Source organism: Burkholderia cepacia (assembly GCF_001718835.1).
In the GTDB taxonomy this organism is placed as follows: Bacteria; Pseudomonadota; Gammaproteobacteria; order Burkholderiales; family Burkholderiaceae; genus Burkholderia; species Burkholderia cepacia_F.
On record NZ_CP013444.1, the window covers coordinates 1682980 to 1702551 of the forward strand.

Annotated in this window: 18 protein-coding genes; 14 read left to right on the forward strand and 4 right to left on the reverse strand. The window is 69.1% G+C overall.

Features of this window, described 5'->3' with window-relative positions:
- Window positions 1-20 precede the first annotated feature (20 nt).
- The 3 genes from WT26_RS27595 (at window position 21) to pal (ending at window position 1878) form a co-directional block, all read left to right on the forward strand.
- The gene (locus tag WT26_RS27595) at window positions 21-734 is read left to right on the forward strand and encodes an RNA polymerase sigma factor (protein WP_069271265.1); all 714 of its coding nucleotides are present in this window, start codon (window positions 21-23) and stop codon (window positions 732-734) included.
- Between the two features lie 182 nt (window positions 735-916).
- Window positions 917-1084: a hypothetical protein gene (locus WT26_RS38635; RefSeq protein ID WP_175550705.1), complete on the forward strand. Its 168-nt coding sequence runs from the start codon at window positions 917-919 to the stop codon at window positions 1082-1084.
- 293 nt (window positions 1085-1377) lie between these two features.
- Entirely contained in the window at window positions 1378-1878 is a 501-nt protein-coding gene (pal, locus tag WT26_RS27600; RefSeq protein WP_069274402.1) for a peptidoglycan-associated lipoprotein Pal, read from the forward strand.
- A gap of 43 nt (window positions 1879-1921) precedes the next feature.
- Here pal and WT26_RS27605 read toward each other — a convergent pair whose 3' ends face one another.
- Genes WT26_RS27605 through WT26_RS27615 form a run of 3 tightly spaced genes read right to left on the reverse strand, consistent with a single transcriptional unit; the run spans window position 1922 to window position 6758 of the window.
- A complete protein-coding gene (locus tag WT26_RS27605) occupies window positions 1922-3172 on the reverse strand; it encodes a cytochrome c (RefSeq protein ID WP_069274403.1) in 1251 nt (416 codons plus the stop codon).
- On the reverse strand, window positions 3169-3885 hold the full coding sequence (locus WT26_RS27610; protein ID WP_069274404.1) for a (2Fe-2S)-binding protein: 717 nt from the start codon (window positions 3883-3885) through the stop codon (window positions 3169-3171). The genes WT26_RS27605 and WT26_RS27610 overlap by 4 nt, the downstream gene beginning before the upstream one ends.
- Entirely contained in the window at window positions 3882-6758 is a 2877-nt protein-coding gene (locus tag WT26_RS27615; RefSeq protein ID WP_059667526.1) for a xanthine dehydrogenase family protein molybdopterin-binding subunit, read from the reverse strand. Before WT26_RS27615 ends, WT26_RS27610 begins: the two co-directional genes overlap by 4 nt.
- 268 nt (window positions 6759-7026) lie before the next feature.
- Here WT26_RS27615 and WT26_RS27620 point away from each other — a divergent pair, with 268 nt between their 5' ends.
- From WT26_RS27620 to WT26_RS27675, 11 genes are all read left to right on the forward strand, one after another.
- Complete coding sequence (locus WT26_RS27620) at window positions 7027-8574, forward strand: sensor domain-containing diguanylate cyclase (RefSeq protein ID WP_069274405.1); 1548 nt, start codon at window positions 7027-7029, stop codon at window positions 8572-8574.
- A gap of 238 nt (window positions 8575-8812) precedes the next feature.
- Entirely contained in the window at window positions 8813-9085 is a 273-nt protein-coding gene (locus WT26_RS27625; protein WP_069274406.1) for a hypothetical protein, read from the forward strand.
- 343 nt (window positions 9086-9428) lie between these two features.
- Complete coding sequence (locus tag WT26_RS27630) at window positions 9429-10463, forward strand: succinylglutamate desuccinylase/aspartoacylase family protein (protein WP_069275162.1); 1035 nt, start codon at window positions 9429-9431, stop codon at window positions 10461-10463.
- Between the two features lie 108 nt (window positions 10464-10571).
- Window positions 10572-10868 carry a type II toxin-antitoxin system MqsR family toxin gene (locus WT26_RS27635; RefSeq protein ID WP_069274407.1) on the forward strand — a complete coding sequence of 99 codons (297 nt, stop codon included), beginning with the start codon at window positions 10572-10574 and terminating at the stop codon, window positions 10866-10868.
- Window positions 10869-10870: 2 nt separating this feature from the next.
- The gene (locus WT26_RS27640; protein WP_069274408.1) at window positions 10871-11272 is read left to right on the forward strand and encodes a type II toxin-antitoxin system MqsA family antitoxin; all 402 of its coding nucleotides are present in this window, start codon (window positions 10871-10873) and stop codon (window positions 11270-11272) included.
- 267 nt (window positions 11273-11539) lie between these two features.
- Entirely contained in the window at window positions 11540-12094 is a 555-nt protein-coding gene (locus WT26_RS27645; RefSeq protein WP_069274409.1) for a GNAT family N-acetyltransferase, read from the forward strand.
- Between the two features lie 54 nt (window positions 12095-12148).
- Window positions 12149-13102, forward strand: a complete 954-nt coding sequence (locus WT26_RS27650; protein ID WP_069274410.1) for an ABC transporter substrate-binding protein — start codon at window positions 12149-12151, stop codon at window positions 13100-13102.
- A 45-nt stretch (window positions 13103-13147) separates the two neighbouring features.
- Window positions 13148-14227, forward strand: a complete 1080-nt coding sequence (locus WT26_RS27655; RefSeq protein WP_069274411.1) for an LLM class flavin-dependent oxidoreductase — start codon at window positions 13148-13150, stop codon at window positions 14225-14227.
- Window positions 14224-15573, forward strand: a complete 1350-nt coding sequence (locus tag WT26_RS27660; RefSeq protein ID WP_069274412.1) for an LLM class flavin-dependent oxidoreductase — start codon at window positions 14224-14226, stop codon at window positions 15571-15573. Before WT26_RS27655 ends, WT26_RS27660 begins: the two co-directional genes overlap by 4 nt.
- Before the next feature lie 70 nt (window positions 15574-15643).
- Window positions 15644-17425 carry an amino acid ABC transporter permease/ATP-binding protein gene (locus tag WT26_RS36510; RefSeq protein WP_081333772.1) on the forward strand — a complete coding sequence of 594 codons (1782 nt, stop codon included), beginning with the start codon at window positions 15644-15646 and terminating at the stop codon, window positions 17423-17425.
- Between the two features lie 38 nt (window positions 17426-17463).
- Window positions 17464-18396 (forward strand): ABC transporter substrate-binding protein, encoded by a 933-nt coding sequence (locus WT26_RS27675; protein ID WP_069275163.1) that lies wholly within the window; start codon window positions 17464-17466, stop codon window positions 18394-18396.
- 66 nt (window positions 18397-18462) lie between these two features.
- Here the strand turns inward: WT26_RS27675 and WT26_RS27680 are convergent, their stop codons facing one another.
- The gene (locus tag WT26_RS27680; RefSeq protein WP_069274413.1) at window positions 18463-19557 is read right to left on the reverse strand and encodes an LLM class flavin-dependent oxidoreductase; all 1095 of its coding nucleotides are present in this window, start codon (window positions 19555-19557) and stop codon (window positions 18463-18465) included.
- Between the last annotated feature and the right edge of the window lie 15 nt (window positions 19558-19572).

Below are 19572 nucleotides of genomic sequence, written 5' to 3' on the forward strand. Positions count from 1 at the left end.
TTCGCCGACGAGGTGTCGCCATGACGACGGTTTCCGATTCGCGCGTGCTTGCGTCGCCCGGCGACGAACCCGACCTGATCCGCCGGATCGCCGCCGGCGACCCGGGTGCGTTCGAGCTGGTGATGCGCCGGCACAACCGGCGCCTGTACCGGCTGGCCCGCGCGGTGCTGCGCGACGATGCGGAAGCCGAGGACGCGCTGCAGGCCGCGTACCTGTCCGCATACCGGTCGATCGCGCGATTCCGCGGCGACGCGACGCTCGGCACGTGGCTGTCGCGGCTGGTGCTGAACGAATGCTTCGGCCGCGTGCGGCGCGCGAGACGGCGCGCCGGCGCGCTGCCGATGCGCGACGTCGGCGATGCATTCGACGAGGCAGACATGATCGATTTCTCGTCCGATTCGCCTGAGCGGTCGGCCGCGTGCGCCGAACTGCGCAACCTGCTGGAGCGCCGGATCGATGCGTTGCCGCCGGCCTTCCGGATCGTGTTCATGATGCGCTCGGTGGAGGAAATGAGCGTCGAGGAAACCGCGCAATGCCTCGCGCTGCCCGAGGCGACGGTGCGCAGCCGGCATCATCGCGCACGGCGGATGCTGCGTGCGTCGCTGACGCTCGATCTCGACATGGCCGGGCGCGACGCGTTCGATTTTCGTGGGGCGCAGTGCGACCGGGTGGTCGCGCAGGTGCTGGCGCGGTTGGCGCCGCCAGACGACCCCGGCGATGCGCCGCACGCCTGAGCGTGCGACGCATCGGCGGATTCCCGCTCAGCCGGCCGGAAGCCCGGACAAGGGAGCGCGGGGCTGGCCCGGACATGGAATAAGCCGGCCGCCCCGAACGTTACGTGATCGCGCGGGCGCCCTGTCCGGCCGGTCGGCCGGATGACGGAGCCGGGCCGCCTGCACGTCGACAGGAGGTTGAGATGAAATCGACAGCGTTTGTCGCAGCCGTGGTTGCGGCGCTGACGCTCCTGCTTTCCGCGGGATGCATGTCCGACAACGGCGCTTCGCAGAACCACGCGGTCGGCCGTTACGGTGGAGCGGGCGGCGGTGGAAGCGGCGGTGGTGGTGGGGGCGGCGGCGGATACTGACCCGTCACTTTCAACCGTATGGCCCGCGTCGCGCGAGCGCCGGAAACCGGCCGCGTCGCGCCGCGGCGCCTTAGCCTTCCTTTGCAGCGCATCGGCTCCAGGTCGTCTGGCGTCACGCTGACCGGCTGCCCGAACCATGGCGCACCACCGGCTTCGCGAACCGCGAGCCGCGTATCCTGTCCCCTGCTCTCTCCGCCGGCGCCGGCCGCAAGCCGCTCGGCGCAACTGGTCACGTCATGACATTTTTCCTAATCTGTTTGCAGTGGTACGCGCAACCCCGCAGGAGACGAACGATGAGCAAAACGAACCGATTTGCGGTGATCGTGGTCCTGGCGCTGCTGGGGGGCTGCCGCCACGCGGCCAAGACGCCCGAGAACGCCGGCGTGAACCAGGGCGCCGGCGGCCAGGCGCTCGGCACGCCGCCGTCGGTCGCGACCGACGAGCTCAACAATCCGAACAGCCCGCTCGCGAAGCGCAGCATCTATTTCGATTTCGACGCCTACGACGTGAAATCGGAATACCTGACGCTGCTGCAGGCGCACGCCGACTACCTGCGCAGCCATCCGGCGCGGCACGTGCTGATCCAGGGCAACACCGACGAACGCGGCACGTCCGAATACAACCTCGCGCTCGGCCAACGCCGTTCGCAGGCCGTGATGAGCACGCTCGTGACGCTGGGCGTGCCTGAAACCCAGCTCGAAGCGGTCAGCTTCGGCAAGGAAAAGCCGGTCGCGCTCGGTCACGACGAGGCGTCGTGGTCGCAGAACCGGCGCGCGGATCTCGTCTATCGTTGACGCGCGCGGAATTGCCGGCAACCGGCCGCCCCGCCCTTCCCCGTCAGCGCATGGCCTTCACGTCGGCCGGCGTGACGCTCGCGGGCTGGCCGCCCCACGTCGCACGCAGGTAGTTCGCGAGCTGCGCGAGTTCGTCGTCGCTCAGCGTGTGCGCGAAACCGGGCATTGGCTGCAGGTTCTCGAACCCGGCGAACTTCTGCTCGCCGATGCCGTCGAGCATCGCGACCAGCAGGTTGCGCGGATCGCCCTGCCGCAGGGTCGAATTGCCGTTCATCGGCACCGCCACGTGCGGCTTGCCTTCGCCGTTGAAGCCGTGACAGCCCGCGCAGACCGCGAGATACACCGAGCGGCCGGCCGCGAGCTGCGCGGCGTCGGCCGACACCGGCTTCACCGGTTGCGGCGCGGGCGGCGTATCGCCCAGCAGGTACACGGACAGCGCGCGCAGGTCGTCCTTCGTCATGTACTGCGTGCTCAGGTGCACGACCGGGTACATCTCGCCGAATGCCGAGCCTTGCGGCGCGATGCCAACGCCGAAGAACGTCTGCAGGTCGGCGCCCGTCCAGCCGCGCGCGGCCAGGCCGGCCGGCGTGATGTCGGGCGCGGCCACGCGGCCGAGCGCCGCGCCCGCGAACGGCTTCGCGCTGTCGAGCTGGCCCGTGAACGCGCGCGGCGTGTGGCATTCCGCGCAGTGGCCGAGCGCACCCGCCAGATAACGGCCGCGCCGCCAGTCGGCGGACTCGCCGGTCGATGCGTCGGGCAGGCTGTCCTTCAGGAACACCATGTCCCAGAAGACCATCCCGAAACGCAGGTTGTACGGGAACTTCAGCTCGTGCTCGCGGTTTTCCTGCGCGACCGGCCTGACGGTCTTCAGGTACGCGTACATCGCGTCGGAATCGGCACGCGTGAGCTGCCGGTACGACGTGTACGGCATCGACGGATACAGGCGCTTGCCCGGCGCCTTGCCGTCATGCAGCGCGGCGTAGAAATCGTCCGCGCTCCAGCTGCCGATCCCGTGATCCTTGTCCGGCGTGATGTTCGAGCCGTAGAACGTGCCGAACGGCGATTCGAGGGGTGCGCCGCCGGCGAACGGCGCGCCGTCCTTCGCGGTGTGGCACGCAGCGCAGTCGGCGGCCTTGACGAGATAACGACCGCGCGCGATCTGCTCGGGCGTCGGCGCAATGCCGGCGGCCGGTGCGTCGTGGCCGCCGCACGCGGCGAGCAGCAGCGCGCAAGCCGCCGCGAGCGCGGGCACGCGGGCAACGCGCGCGGCCCGTTGGGCGAATGTGCGTTTCATGCGGCGTCCTTCACGAGTCCCGGCGTCGTCAGCACCACGTCCTTGACGGCTTCGTAGTAACGGACATAGCCCGTGCAGCGGCAGAGGTGCGCATCGAGCGCCTCGGTGATCGTGCGCTCGACGTCGGCCTTCGCCACCGGCTCGCGCTTCAGGCGTTCGATCAGCACGGTCGCCGCGTTGACGAAGCCCGGCGTGCAATAGCCGCACTGGAAGCTGAAATGCTCGAGGAACTTCTGCTGGATCGACGACAGCTCGACCACTTCGCCCGCATCGTTGCGCTTCGCGTGGCCTTCGATCGTGCGGATCGAGCGGCCGTGGAAGAAATGCGCGCCGGTGATGCAGGTGCGCATTTCCTCGCTCGTGCCGTCCGGCTTGTCGACGATCACGACGCACGCGTGGCAGATGCCCTGCCCGCAGCCGAGCCGCGACCCGGTGAGGCCCGCGTATTCGTGCAGGAACTCGATCATCATCAGCCCTTCCGGCACCTGCATCGGGCCGACGGACTTGCCGTTGATGTTGATCGACAGCGGCTTCGGCCGATAGCGGACGAGCGGGCGCTCGACCGGCGCGGCTGGCGCGGCCGCCGGCGCCGGGACAGCGGCGGATGCCGGAGCCGGCGCGCCGGCGGCGCCGGTGGAGACGGCAGCCGCGGGAACGACGCCGGCGGCGCTGGTGGCGCTGGCAGTCGACGCGGCGGTTTGGGCGGTCGTCATGCGAGCACCTCCTGAATCTTTTGCGGGGTCACCGGCAGGTCGGTGAAACGATGGCCGATCGCGTGCGCGATGCCGTTCACGATCGCGCCGACGACGGGAATCATCACCACTTCGGCGACGCCCTTCGGCGGATCGGTCTCGGACAGCGGCGGCAACACGTCGCCCGTCTGCGTCCAGACGGCGACGTCGGATGCGCGCGGCAGCTGGTAACGGTTGAAGTTCCACGTGCCGTTGCCGGGGCCGTCTTCATACAGCGGCAGGTATTCGTGCAGCGCGTGGCCGATACCCATCGCGAGACCGCCCTGCAACTGCCCAGACACGAGCTGCGGCGAAATCTGGTTGCCGCATTCCATGACCGAATGATGCGTGAGCAGCTCGACCTTGCCGGTCGCTTCGTGCACGGCCAGCTCGACCAGCGTGCCGACCGCCGTGTAGTACGTGACGGCCGCGTTGTTGCGGCTCGTCGGCGGGATGAACACGCGCTTGCGGTCCAGCACGCGGTAGCCGTTCGCGGTGGGCGGCAGCGTGCCGCGCATCGCGGTCGCGCCGGCGGGCGCGGCGGTGCCGGGCACCGGGCCGTTGTCGCCCGTCTTCGGCGCGCCGACGCGCAGCGACAACCCGTCGATCGGCAAACGTTCGACCACGCCGCCCACCTCGAACTCGGCGTCGGTCCACTGCCAGCGGTTGAACACGTGCACGACGGCGCCGGTCGGCAGGCCGAGCGCATGCGCCTGCTTCGCGAGCTGTTCGAACGACAGTGGCTCGAGGCCGTCGGCGGTCAGCTTGCCGTCGACCCAGCGCGCGTCCTCGATGCGGATCGTGTACGGCGCGGCCTGGCCGCCGCCGAGGCCGCGCGTCCAGATCGACATCGCCGCCGGCCACAGGCCGTAGCGGAACACCGCGCGCGCGGCTTCGCGCGTGCTGTGCGTGAAGTAGTACGCGGAGTTCGTCGCGCTCGACGGCGACGCATAGCTCGGCGACCAGCGCGGGTTCGCGCTCAGGCGGTCCTGGTCGGCCTGCGACATGATGTACGGATCGCCGCTGGTCTCGACCGGCAGGTCCGGCCATTCGGTCAGGGCGACCTGCACGTCCGTCGCCGGACGGCCGAGCCACTTCGCGACGGCCACGGCCTGCGACGTCGACATCCCGGTGCCGATCTCGGCAGCCGTGTGCCGCAGCGACACCTTGCCGTTCTCGTCGAATTCGACCTTCGCGAACGACGCTTCCGCGCCCGTGCCGAAATCCTTCTGCACGCACGCGAAGCCGACGCCGTAGCGCTTGCCCGGGTTCGCCGCCTCGTATTCGGCCTTGCGCGCGGCGCGGCGCGTCCACAGCGGATGCTGCTTCGAGCGCTCGAGCACCTCGTCGACGCGCAGCGCGCCGGCGGGAATCGCCCCTTGCGTGTTCTTCATCCCCGAACGCAGCGCGTTGCGCAGACGGAAATCGATCGGGTCGATGTTCAGCTGCGCGGCGATCTCGTCGACCGCCATCTCGGTCGCCGCCATGCTCTGCAGCGTGCCGTAGCCGCGCGCGGAACCCGCGTCGATCGCGCGCGACGCGATCGCGACGGCGGCCAGGTCGCTCTTCGGGAAGTAGTAGATCGATTGCGCGGCGGTCGCGCCGACCATCGCGACCGACGGCGAGAAGTTCGAGCGCCCGCCGCCGTTCGCCTCGAAGTCGCCCTTGAACGACTGCAGCAGGCCCGTGTTGCGGTCCACCGCGATCCGGTAATGCATCTTGAACGCGTGACGCTTCAGCGACGTCTGGAACTGTTCGTAGCGGTCGTTCGCGAAACGCACCGGGCGGCCGTCCGCGTACAGCGCGCAGACGAGGCCGTAGAACGGCACGTTGAAGTGATCTTTCGAGCCGTAGCCGACCGTGTAGCACGGATGGACGAACAGCTTCTTCACCGGGAAGCGGCACTTCGCGACCATCGCGGCCGCGTTCTCCGACACTTCGAGCGGCGACTGCGTCGGCACGACGAGATGCAGCGACTGCGTCGCGGCGTCGTACCAGCAGTTCGCGTTGTCGGGTTCGAGTGCGGCCGTATCGACCGACTGCGTGTTGTACTCGCGGTCGAACACGAGCCAGTCGGCCGACGGATGGTCGAGCTCGTCGGCAATCTGCCCGGCCAGGAACATGCCCTGCTCGTCGAGCTTGCCGTGCTCCTTGCCGTCCGGCCATACCGGCAGGTGCTTGCGCATCATGCTCGGGAAGATCGGCGCGTCCTTCAGGCTCGAATAGACGTCGTCGTCGTAGGCCGTCTTGCCGCCCACGCGCACGTAGCGGAAGGTGCCCCACGGATCGCGCTCGAGCGGGCCCGTGACCGCGCCGTAGCGGATCACGTCGTCGCGGAACTTGAGCGCGTTCTTCGCGAAGCGGAAGCGCGCGAAGTCGTGGTAGATGAGGATCGCGACCGCATGGCCGAGATACGCGGGCGTCTTGCCGGCGGGCAGCAGCATGTCGTCGCCGTAGAACGCCGGGAACGCGACGCCGTCGCGCACGAGATCGTCGGCCGTGACCACGCGATCCGGTTTCAGCTCGTCGCCGAGCAGCGAAAGGTCGAAGCCTTCGTACGTGCGGTCGGCCTGCGTGACGCGCAGGATCAGCGCATGCGACTGCTGCTGCGGCCAGTGCGGCATGTCGGCTGCGCGCACGTCACGGGCGAACACTTTCGAGCCCGTGACCTTCGCGATGCCGTCGATGCGGAATTGGGGGATGCCGGTGACGCTATCCCATTTGACGGGGGTGAGGAGTTTTTCTTCGAAGAGCGCCGCGAATGCGCGGCTGCCCAGGGGCGCGACATACACCGCGACGCCCGCCAGCACGCTGGCTTTCAGAAAACCCCGCCGTGACAGGCCGTGGTTTTTCATTGGGGGGAACCTCCTGATACGGCTCGGACGGCGATCGGATGTCGCGACGTTCGGAGCGGCGCGCATTCTGTCATTTTTTACAGGATGGCGGCTATAGCGTTTCTCGCATGTATTCCTTATTGGAATGCTTATAACGGTCATCGCCCCGGGATTCGTCCGACCGGACTGCCATGTTTCGTGATAATGTCGTGCGCATCCGGCGAACGGTTTCGCCCGCAACGGTGCCGCGTGGGCGTCGCCAGCCCTCTTCGTGTCGAGGTTGTCGATCATGGCAGTCAGGGCATCTCTCCTGCACTCCGTTCTCGCCACTCCCCCCTCCGGCAACCACCGTGTGACGGCCGCGCTGCGCCCGTCCCTGCTTTCCCCCCTGTTCGAAGACATCCGGCCGATGTTCCTGTCCGGGCTCGCGAGCGGCTTCGTCGCGGCCGTCGCGCTGATCCGGCTGCAACAGACGTGGTGTCTCATCTGGCTGATCGCCGACGTGGGCCTGCTCGCCGCGCGAGTCGCGATCGCGCGCGTCTGCGTCGCGCGCCGGGAGGCCGGCGACGACCGCGCCGAATACTGGGCGATGTGCTATGCGCCCGTGTCGCTCGTCGCGTGCTTCGTGCTCGGCCTCGGCGTGATGGGCTGCGTGCAGGCCGTCGACGTCGAACTCGGCACGCTGTCGGTGATGGTCGCGGGCGGCGTGTTCGGCGGGATCGCGTCGCGCAATTCGGCGCTGCCCCGGCTCGCGATGACGCAGGTCACGGTCGGCGTGCTGCCGATCGGCATCGGCGCGTTGCTGGCGCCGCGCAGCGGCGCGTGGCTGCTGCTGCCGCCGCTCGCGATCTACCTCGCCGCGATGCGCACGGTCGTCCAGCGTCACTATCGCGTGCTCGTCGCGCTGATCGCCGCGCGCCAGCGCAACGCCGAACTCGTCGCGCGCTTCGACGCCGCGCTCACCTACATGCCGCACGGCCTGTGCATGATCGACGGCGAGCGCCGCGTGATCGTCGCGAACCGGCGCACCGCGCAACTGTTCGGCTCGCCGCGCCAGATCATGCTGAACATGCCGTTTCCGGACGCCGTGGCGGCGCTCGGCGCGGGCGCGGCCGCGGACCCGGACGGCGCCGAACTGGCCGCGCGCTGCGCCGGCTGGCTTGGCCGCGAGCCCGCGCCGTTCGAGATCACGCTGGCCGACGGGCGGCAGCTCGAGATGACGCGCCGCCAGGTGCCGGACGGCAACGCGGTGATCATCGTCGAGGACGTCACCGCGCGCCGCCAGACCGAGCAGCACATCCGGCATCTGGCGCGGCACGATGCGCTGACGGGTTTGCCGAACCGCCACGAACTGCATGCGGAGCTCAAGCGGATGCTCGCGCGGCGCACGCGCCGTCACGGCCTCGCGCCGGCCGTCATGTATCTCGACCTCGACGGCTTCAAGGCGATCAACGACCGGTTCGGCCACCAGGCCGGCGACGACGTGCTGACGCAGGTCGCCGAGCGACTCGGCAAGACGCTGCCGCCCGGCGAGCTGGCCGCGCGCATCGGCGGCGACGAATTCGTCGTCGCGATCGACGACGCGACGATGCACGCGTGCTCGCTCCTCGCCGCGCGCATCATCCGGCAGATCTCGGCGCCGTACACGCTGTCGATCGGCGAGACCGTGATCCTGGGGATCAGCATCGGCATCGCACTCGACCGCGATTGCGACGCGCCCGACGAACTGATCCGGCAGGCCGACAGCGCGCTGTACGACGCGAAATCGGCCGGCAAGGGCATCTACCGCTTCTATTCGAACGACAGCCGAAGCGTCGCGCCGGCTGCGGCGGGCTGACGGCGCGCGCGGTTCCTCCTCCCGGCTTCGCGGCATCCGCAGGCGCGGCCGGTTTCACCTGCGATACGAATCAGGCGCCGCACGCGGCGTCACGTTACATGTTCCGTAACATCGGGCCGAACGCGCCGTGCAGTTCGCTGCAGAAGCCCACACGATCGGCACATCGGCCAGGTATTCCCTCCTGGCATTCTTATTGCTGTTCAACGGGTAACAACGAACGTACTCGGGGAGTGCAATCATGGATACCGTCGAAGTCGTCTGCAGCAGCGAGCCGATCAATGAAAAGAGCGTGATCGACGGCGCCGCGCTGATCCGCCGCCTGACCACCGTCCGCAGTCCCGACCCGCGCGACACCGCGTGCATGGACAATCCGCCGCTGACGCTGTACGGCGCGTTTCGCCAGGGCATCGCCGATCACGCCGCGCGTCGCGCGAATCCATATCGTGCCGGCAGCCGTTTCTGGGCGTTGTGGGAAGAAGGACGTCTCGAAGCTGAAACCGACGCGCGGTGACGCCAGGCGCGCGCCGGCGCCGCGCCGAAGCAGGCGGCAGCGCGCGACGCGGGGCGCATGCACTGCCGCCGGCGTGACGCCGGATGGTTTCATCGATGCAACCGCGGCGATCGTTATGCGAAGTGGTTCTTCCCGCGATTTTTTGTAGCCGAATTTGTAGCCGAATGACGCGCGCGGGACTTCGACGCGAAGCCGCGCCCTATGATGCGTGAGCGGCGCGCGTCGTCCGGCCGACCGGCGCATCCCGCGTCCTGACCGCTCCGCGCAGCCCGTCCGTCCGCCGCGCCCCGCCTGTTTCCCGATAAGATGGCGCATGCTCCGCCCGACGCCCGCTCCGACGAACATGACCGCCACTTACCAGCCCAGCAACCCCATCCACTGCGAAATCGATCTCGACGCACCAGGCAAGCACGCGGGCTACCTGCGGCTGCCGCATTCCGTACACCGCTCGGCGTACGGCTGGCTGCCGATCCCGATCGCGTCGATTCGCAACGGCGACGGCCCGGTCGCGCTCGTGATGGCCGGCAACCACGGCGACGAGTACGAAGGCCAGATCATCGTGTCGCAACTGATGCGCGAGATCGAGCCCGGGATGGTCAGCGGGCAGCTGATCCTGCTGCCGATGGCGAATTTCCCGGCGGCGGACGCGGGCCTGCGCGTATCGCCGCTCGACCAGGGCAACCTGAATCGCAGCTTCCCCGGCGATCCGGCCGGCACGCCGACGCAGATGATCGCCCACTACATCGAGCATGTCCTGCTGGCGCGCTCGCAGTATCTGGTCGACCTGCATTCGGGCGGCAGCTCGCTGCTGTACCAGGGCGGCAACATGCTCGCGATCGACCCGCTCGACGCCGACGAAGCCGCGAAGCTCAACGGGCTGCTGGTCGCGTTCGGGTTGCAGAACGCGCTGCTGCACGCGCCGAATCCCGTGCACTCGGCCTCGGCCGCGCGCCGCCAGGGCGCGATCTCGATCGTGACCGAACTCGGCGGTGCCGGCATGGCCGACCCGTCGCTGATCCGGCTCGGTCGCCACGGGCTGCTGCACTACCTCGGCTACATCGGCCTGCTGCGCGGCGCGCTCGTGCCCGACGCGCCGCCCACCGTCACGCGCTTCATGCGTGTCGACGGCGATCGCCACTTCGTCTATGCGTACGAGCGCGGGCTGTACGAGCCGCTCGTCGAACTCGGCGACCAGGTGAAGGCCGGGCAGCCGGCCGCGTGGGTGCACTTCCCCGATACGCCGCTGCGCGAGCCGGTGCTGCACCGCTTCAAGGGCGACGGCGAAGTGGTATGCAAGCGCGTGCCCGCGCAGGTGCAGCGCGGCGATTGCCTGTTCCAGCTTGCCGAGCCGGCCGAACCGCCCAGCATCGGCCGATAGGCCAAAACCGGATCCATCCTTTTCCCATGCTGTCTGCCAGTCATGGCGGACCGCATGCGCTCGCCATTAACCAACTTGACAAATTAACTTACTTGGTTATGATCGCAAATGGAAAAGAGAAGGCCTCATTGCAAGCTGTCCCGAGTCAAAGCGCTCGTCGAGACCGGCAAGGTGCGTTTGACCGCGAGTGCGGTAATCGGCGCTCGGCAACTTGGCTTAACCGAAATGGACGCGATCGGTGTCGTGATGTCGCTGACCGACCTCGACTTTCACAAGAGCATGACGACGTACGCCGACCACACAATATGGCAAGACGTGTATCGGCGCCGCACCGTGCGTGGCGACGTGTACCTGAAACTGACCGTGATCGACGATGTGCTGATCGTGTCTTTCAAGGAGCGATGAAAATGAAGTGTCCTGCATGCGGTGCCGCGAAGCTCGTCCGCGACACGCGCGACATCCCTTATACCTACAAGGGTCGATCAACGGTCGTCCCCGGCATAACGGGCGATTTTTGTCCGGCCTGCGGGGAATCGGTACTGGATCTCGACGAGGCGACCCGTCTCGGCGAAGCGATCAGCGCGTTCAACAAGCAGGTGAACGCCACCATCGTCGACCCGAATTACATCGCGAAGGTGCGCAAGAAGCTGCGGCTCGACCAGCGCGAGGCGGCCGAGCTTTTCGGCGGCGGCGTCAACGCGTTCTCCCGTTACGAAACAGGCAAGACGAACCCGCCGCTCGCCCTCGTGAAACTGCTGAAGATCCTCGACCGTCATCCGGACCTGCTTGCCGAAGTACGCGCGGCGTAGACGCGCCCCCTTCGCCCGTCTACCCCACTTCCGCTGCGAGCCTTCTGACGTCCGCCGCGAAATCCTTATCGAAATTGCTTCGTTCGCCTTTGCCGGCCGCGCCGCTAACGTGTTCAAAACGGCGGCGGCCCGCCATCCGCATCACCGCACGATGCGCACCGGCCGCCGCCATCACGACAACCGCGTCGCGATAACGGAAGATAACGGACAGGCCATGTGCCCTAGGCCCGCAACGAACGTCCGCATCGCGCGCCCTTCGCGATGCCCATGGCCACGACCGACCGCATCATCGACACGACGCCGCTCGACGTCCGCGCGCAACCGCTGATCGACGCCCTGATCGACGAGTATTCGACCCGTTACAACGCATATCGCCCCGACAGCCACGCGTCCGCACGCGAAGAGCTCGCGCGCTACCCGGCCGAACTGTTCGCGCCGCCCGAAGGCGCGTTCGTGCTGCTGCTGCGCGACGGCGAGACGATCGGCGGCGGCGCGTTCAAGCGCTACGACGCGCAGACCGCCGAGCTCAAACGCATCTGGACCCGCGCGGACCTGCGCCGCCAGGGCCTCGCGCGGCGCATCGTCGAAGCGCTCGAAGCGCGCGCCGCGCAGCAGGGCTATCGCCGCATCTACCTGACTACCGGTTTTCGCCAGCCCGAAGCATGGGCGCTGTACGACCGCACCGGCTATACGCGGCTGTTCGATTCGTCGATCGCCCCCGAGGTGCATTACCACCTGCGGTTCGGCAAGGATCTCGCCGATCCGTCGTGCACGTCGACGCTGGCCGACCTGTGGGCGCCTGAGCCGGCGCTGCCGCGCTGAGCCGCCTGCCTTCCCATCCGACTCCGCCCTCCACGATAGAAACAGGACGCTTTCATGCAACGAGCCGCTCCCTTCGCTTCCCACGTCATCCGCACGCTGGCCACCGCGTTGATCGGCCTGACCGCGTTCGCCGCGGCCGCAGTCGCGGCCGCCGCGACGTTCGACCTGAGCCCCGAGCAGCGCGGCCGCCCGCGCGGCGCCGTGAACCCGGCGGTCGAGCAGGCGTTGCCGGCCGGCTTCCGGTTCGCCGAGGCGGGCACGCTGACCATCGGCATCGCGCCGAGCCTGCCGCCGATCAGCTCGTATGCGACCGACGCGCGCACCGTGATCGGCTTCGACGCCGACGTCGGCCAGCTCGTGTCCGACAGCCTCGGCCGCAAGCTGAAGATCGTCGCGCTCGCGTGGGCCGACTGGCCGCTCGCGCTCGAGTCCGGCAAGGTCGACGCGGTGATCTCGAACGTCACGGTCACCGAGGAGCGCAAGCAGAAATTCGACTTCTCGACCTACCGCAAGGACCAGGTCGGCTTCTACGTGCGCAACGACAGCAGGATCCCGTCGATCCGCGAGCCGAAGGACGTCGCGGGGCTGCGCGTCGTGACCGACGCGGGCACCAACCAGGAAAAGATCCTGCTCGCGTGGGATCGCGAGAACGTCGCGCACGGGCTGAAACCCGTGCAGATCCAGTACTACGACGACCAGGCGATGCGCATCGTCGCCGTGCAGTCGGGCCGCGCCGATGCCGTGTTCAGCGTGAACTCGGTGCTCGCGTACCAGAGCGCGCAGCAAGGCAAGACGCGGCTCGTCGGCGCCATCAGCGGCGGCTGGCCGCGCACCGCCGACATCGCGATCGCGACGCGCAAGGGCAGCGGCCTCGCCGAGCCGCTGACGGTCGCGCTGAACGGGTTGATCCGCAACGGCCTGTACCAGCGGATCCTCGAGCGCTGGAACCTCGCGTCCGAGGCCATCGACCAGTCGCGCACGAATCCGCCCGGGCTGCCGAAGTCCTGATCCGCCCGCCATCGTCAACGTCATCCGCAGGATTCGCCGCCCACCATGTCTTACTCGCTTTCGTTGCTGGACAAGAGTCCGATCGCCGACGGCGCGAGCGCCGCCGACGCGCTGCGCTTCACCACGACGCTCGCGCAGCGCGCCGAACAGCTCGGCTACGAGCGCTTCTGGGTCGCCGAGCATCACGGCACGCAGGCCTTCGCGAGCTCCGCGCCGGAGATCGTCGTCGCGCACCTGCTCGCACATACGTCACGCATCCGCGTCGGCTCGGGCGGCGTGATGCTGCAGCACTACAGCCCGTTCAAGGTCGCCGAGACGTTCAAGGTACTGGCCGCGCTCGCGCCGGGCCGTGTCGACCTCGGCGTCGGCAAGGCGCCCGGCGGGTTGCCGCTGACCACGCGCGCACTGCAGTGGTTCCACGACAAGGCGCGCAAGCCGGACTTCGCGGGCCAGCTCGCGGAACTCGACGCGTTTCTCGGCTGGGGCGTGGCCGAGGATCACCCGCTCGCCGGCGCGGTCGCGCTGCCCGCGCCGCCGCAGGCGCCCGAACGCATCCTGCTCGGCGGCTCGCCGGACAGCGGCGCGCTCGCCGCGCGCAACGGCTGGCGCTTCTGCTACGCGGGGCATTTCAACGGCGACGACGCGAACATCGAACGCTCGCTCGACGCGTATCGCGGCGCGGGCGGCACACGGCCGCTGGTCGCGCTGTATGCGGTGGCCGCGCCGACGCGCGACGAGGCCGAGCAACTGATCGGGCCGCTGAAGATCTTCAAGCTGCAACTCGCGGGCGGCCAGAGCTTCAACCTCCCCAGCGCGCAGGCGGCCGCCGAATTCGCGCGGCAGAGCGGCGCGTCCGACTACCGCATCGACGAGCTGCGCCCGACGGTGCTGGCCGATACCCCCGAGCGCGTGCACCAGGCGCTCGATGCACTGAGCCGGCGGCTCGACGTCGACGCGTTCGTGATCGATTCGCCGGTGACCGACTATGCGGCGCGGCTCGCATCGGCCGAATGGCTCGGCGGCGCGCTCGCGGCTACGCCCGTGGGCGACGCCGATGCCGTTGCCAACACGGTTGCCGCAGGCTTTCCCCCTTCTCACCGACACTCATCCGTGACCCGCCCATGACCCGACGATCGATCCCATTCGGCCTGATGCTGCAAGGCGCAGGCAGCCACATGAACGCATGGCGGCACCCGAGCAACCCGCCGGACGCAAGCATCAACCTCGACTTCATCACGCGCATCGCACGCAAGGCCGAGGACCACGGCGTCGCGTTCGCGTTCGTCGCGGACGGCCTCTACATCAACGAGAAGTCGATCCCGCACTTCCTGAACCGCTTCGAGCCGCTGACCGTGCTGTCGGCGCTCGCGGTCGCGACGAAGAAGATCGGGCTCGCGGGCACGATCTCGACGTCGTACAGCGAGCCGTTCACGGTCGCCCGCCAACTGGCGTCGCTCGATGCGATCAGCGGCGGGCGCGCGGGCTGGAACGTCGTGACGACGCCGCTCGAAGGCACCGCGAAGAATTTCGGCAAGGCGCATCCCGATCATGCGTTGCGCTACGAGATCGCCGACGAATACCTCGACGTCGTGCAGGGCCTGTGGGACAGCTGGGACGACGACGCCTTCGTGCGCGACCGCGCGACCGGCCGCTTCTTCGATCGCGACAAGCTCCACACGCTCGATCACCACGGCCGCTTCTTCCAGGTCGCGGGCCCGCTGAACATCCAGCGGTCCCCGCAGGGGCAGCCGGTGATCTTCCAGGCCGGCTCCTCCGACACCGGCATCGGGCTCGCCGGCAAGTATGCGGATGCCGTGTTCACGCATTCGCCGTCGCTCGACGAAACGGCCGCGTTCACGCGCCGCGTGAAGCAGAGCGCGATCGAGCACGGCCGCCGCGCCGACGACGTGAAGATCTTCCCCGGCATCGGGCCGATCGTCGGCCGCACGGCCGCCGAGGCCGAGGACAAATACCAGGCGATCCGCGATCTGCTGACGATCGACGAGGCGCTCGCCTATCTGGGCCGCTATTTCGATCATCACGATTTCACGCAGTACGCGCTCGACGCGCCGTTCCCGGAACTCGGCGAGCTCGGCCGCAACAGCTTCCGCTCGACCACCGACCGGATCAAGGCCGACGCGAAACAGAAAGGCCTGTCGCTGCGCGAGACGGCGCTCGCGGTCGCGACGCCGCGCCCGAACTTCATCGGCACGGCCGAGCACGTCGCCAACGAGCTGATCCGCTGGCACGACGCGGGCGCCGGCGACGGCTTCATCCTCGGCTTCCCGGTGCAGGCGCAAGGCGTCGACGATTTCGTCGAACTCGTGATCCCGGTGCTCGAGGCGCGCGGCCGTTACAGCCGCGACCTGCCCGGCGCGACGCTGCGCGACCATCTCGGCCTGCCGCGCAAGGCAAGCCGCTATGCGGCGGCCGAGGCGGAGCGCGCCACCGTGGCCGACGCGCAGGCCTGACGACCAGTCGGCCGGCCGCCGGCCGACTGATAGGCGGAACCACAGGAACCGTACCGGAGCCCGTACCGACATGAGCGACACGACCCACCTCGGCGCGGCCTCGCCGCATCTTTCACCCGTTGCTCCCGCCGCGCGCGACGCCGGCACGCGTTTCCGGATCGTGCCCGCGCGGCATCGTTCGAGCGTGGCCGGCACCGTGCTCGCCGTCGCGCTGATCGCGCTCGTGCTGGTTTCGGTCATCGGCAACCCGCAATGGGGCTGGCCGGTGTTCGCCGAATGGTTCCTGTCGCCGCCGGTGCTGTCGGGGCTCGCGCGCACGCTGGTGCTGACGCTGCTCGGCGCGGTGTTCGGCTTCGTGCTCGGCGCGTTCGTCGCGCTGGCCCGGCTGTCGCGTTCGCGGCTGCTGTCGGCAAGCGCGTGGGCCTTCGTGTGGCTGTTCCGGTCGATTCCGCTGATCGTGCTGCTGCTGATCCTGAACAACCTCGGCTACCTGTACGAACACGTGCGGCTCGGCGTGCCGTTCACCGGCATCACGTTCGTCGACGTCGCGACGACCGACCTGATCAGCCCGTTCCTCGCGGCCGTGCTCGGCCTCACGCTGAACCACGCGGCGTTTTCCGCGGAAGTGATTCGCGGCGGCATTCTCGCGGTCGATCAGGGCCAGCTCGAAGCGGCGGCCGCGCTCGGCCTGCCGCGCGGCCGCCAGACCACGCGGATCGTGCTGCCGCAGGCGATGCGCGCGATCCTGCCGACCGCGTTCAACGACCTGATCTCGCTCGCGAAAGGCACGTCGATGGTCTACGTGCTCGCGATGCCCGAGCTGTTCTATACGGTGCAGGTGATCTATCGCCGCAATCTCGAAGTGATTCCGCTGCTGATGGTCGCGACCGTCTGGTATCTGATCATCCTGACCGTGCTGTCGGCGATCCAGGTGCAGGTCGAGCGGCACTATGCGCGCGGCGCGCTGCGCAACCCGCCGCCGTCCGCCCTCACCTTCGTACTTGCTCGCGCCGGCGCGCTGTGGCGGCGGCTCGCGGCACGCAAGCCCGCCGCGGCGGCGCCGGCCGCCACCGAGGCGGCCGCGCCGCAACGGGGCGGCGAGGTCGCGGTGCACGCGGTGTCGAAGCAGTTCGGCATGCAGCGTGTGCTCGACAACGTCTCGTTCGTCGCGCCGCGCGGCAGCGTGACCGTGATCGTCGGGCCGTCGGGCTCGGGCAAGTCGACGCTGCTGCGCACGATCAACCATCTCGAACGCGTCGACGACGGCTTCATCGACATCGACGGCGAACTGATCGGCTATCGCCGCGACGGCGACGTGCTCTACGAACTGAAGGAACGCGACGTGCTGACGCGCCGCACGGCCGTCGGGATGGTGTTCCAGAACTTCAACCTGTTCCCGCACCTGACGGTGCTCGAGAACCTGATCGAGGCGCCGGTCGCCGTCAGCGGCGCCACGCGCGACGCCGCCGAGCGCATCGCCCGCACGCTGCTCGCGCGCGTCGGTCTCGCGGACAAGGCCGATGCGTATCCGCGCCAGCTTTCCGGCGGCCAGCAGCAGCGCGTCGCGATCGCGCGGGCGCTCGCGTTGCGCCCGAAGGTGCTGCTGTTCGACGAACCGACTTCCGCGCTCGACCCGGAACTCGTGAACGAGGTGCTCGACGTGATCAAGGAACTCGCGCGCTCGGGCACGACGCTCGTGATCGTCACGCACGAGATCGGCTTCGCGCGCGAAGTCGCGGACAACGTGCTGTTCATGGAGCGCGGGCGCATCGTCGAATCCGGGCCGCCGGCCGTCGTGCTCGACGCGCCGACGCATGCGCGCACGCGCGCGTTCCTGTCGCGGGTGCTGTGACGCCCGCTTTCCTCTCCGGACCAGCGAGACACATGCCGATGATCGACCGACGCCTGTTCCTCACCGCCGCCTTCGCCGCGACGGCGTGCCTGCCGCTGCGCACGGCGTTCGCCGCCGCCGCGCTCGCGGATCTCGACCCGCGCCAGGCGGGCCGCGTGCGCGCGCCGCGCGATCCGGCCGCGATTCGCGCGGCGAGCGGCTACCGCTGGGTGCGCGACGGCGCATTCACGGTCGCGATTTCACCGCACGCGCCGCCCGTGTCGACCTACGCGACCGACGCGCGCACCGTGGTCGGCGCCGATCCCGACTATGCGCAGCTCGTCGCCGACGCGCTCGGCCGCACGCTCGCGCTGGTGCCGATCGCATGGGCCGACTGGCCGCTCGGGCTGACATCCGGCAAGTACGACGCGGTGATCTCGAACGTCGGCGTGACCGAGAAGCGCAAGGAGAAATACGATTTCACGACCTACCGGCTCGGGCTGCACGGCTTCTACGTGCGCACCGGCAGCCCGATCGCGAAGATCGCCGAGCCGAAGGACATCGCCGGCCTGCGCATCATCACGGGCGCGGGGACGAGCCAGGAGCGCATCCTGCTCGAGTGGAACAAGCGCAACGTGGCGCAGGGGCTGAAGCCGGCCGAGCTGCAATATTTCGACGACGATGCGACGTCGCGCGTCGCGCTGCTGTCGGGCCGCGCCGATGCCGAACTGAACCCGAACGCGTCGCTCGCCCATGAAGCGGCGCGGGACCGCAAGCTGCGGCGCGTCGGGCTCGTCAACGCGGGCTGGCCGGCCAACGCCGACGTGGCGATCGCGACGCGCAAGGGCAGCGGCCTGGCCGATGCGTTGACGCTCGCCACCAATACGCTGATCGCCAATGGCCGCTACGGACAGGCGCTCGCGCGCTGGGGTTTGCAGAGCGAGGCGATCGCGCGTGCGCAAACCAATCCGCCGGGATTGCCGTCGTTCTGAGCCGGGGTGACGGGCGCAGCAACAACGCGGTGCCATCGCGCGGCACCCCGTGACTGCCGCGCGCTCTTATGCGGTAACCGCCGCGCCCTGCCGGTCGAGCTCCGCGACCTGCGCATGAATCGCCGGAATCAGCGCATCGCCATACGCGAGCGCATCGTCGAGCGGATCGAACCCGCGAATCAGGAACGTCGACACGCCGAGCCGGTAATACGCCCCGAGCGCACGCGCGACCTGCTCGGGCGTGCCGACCAGCGCGGTCGAATTCCAGCGCGCGCCGGTCAGGTGCGCGACGCCCATCCACAGCCGCTCGTCGAGCACGTCACCCTGCGCGGCGGCGGCCATCAACCGTTGCGAGCCCGCGTTTTGCGGCGCATGGCCGTCGATCGGCTGGCCGTTCGCGAGCCGCGCCGCGCGCACGCGCGCGCGGATCGCCTCGGCCTTCTCCCATGCGGCCGCCTCGGTATCGGCGACGATCGGCCGGAACGACACGCTGATGCGCGGCGCACGCCCGAACGGCGCGGCGGCCGCACGCACGCGCGCGATCTGCTCGCGCACCGACGCGAGCGGCTCGCCCCACGTCATGTAGACATCGGCATGCTCGCCCGCCACCGCCAGCGCGGCCGGCGACGAGCCGCCGAAATAGATCGGCACATGCGGCCGTTGCGCGCCCTTCACGAGCGGCGACGCGCCGCGCAGCCGGTAGAACGCGCCATCGTGGTCGACCGGCGCGTCGGCCTGCCAGATCCGTTTCAGCACGTCGAGATACTCGCCGGTGCGGCGATAGCGCGCGTCGTGCGGCACGAAATCGCCGTCGCGCTGAAGATCGGCATCGTCGCCGCCCGACACGACGTTCAGCGCGAGCCGGCCGCCGCTGAACACGTCGAGCGTCGCGATCTGCCGGGCGGCCGCCGACGGCACGATCACGCCCGGCCGGTGCGCGAGCAGGATGCGGATGCGTTCGGTCGCGGCGGCCGCGAACGACGCGACGATGAAACCGTCAGCCGCGTTGCTGAAATGGCCGACCAGGATCTGGTCGAAGCCGGCGGCCTCGTGCGCCTGCGCGAAGCGCCGCACGTAGTCGGGCTGGACGGCGCCGCCGCCCGGTACGTCGACCTCCGCGCCGGGCGTCGCGGTGATCATGCCGATGATGTCGACGGGCATGTCGGAATGTCCTTC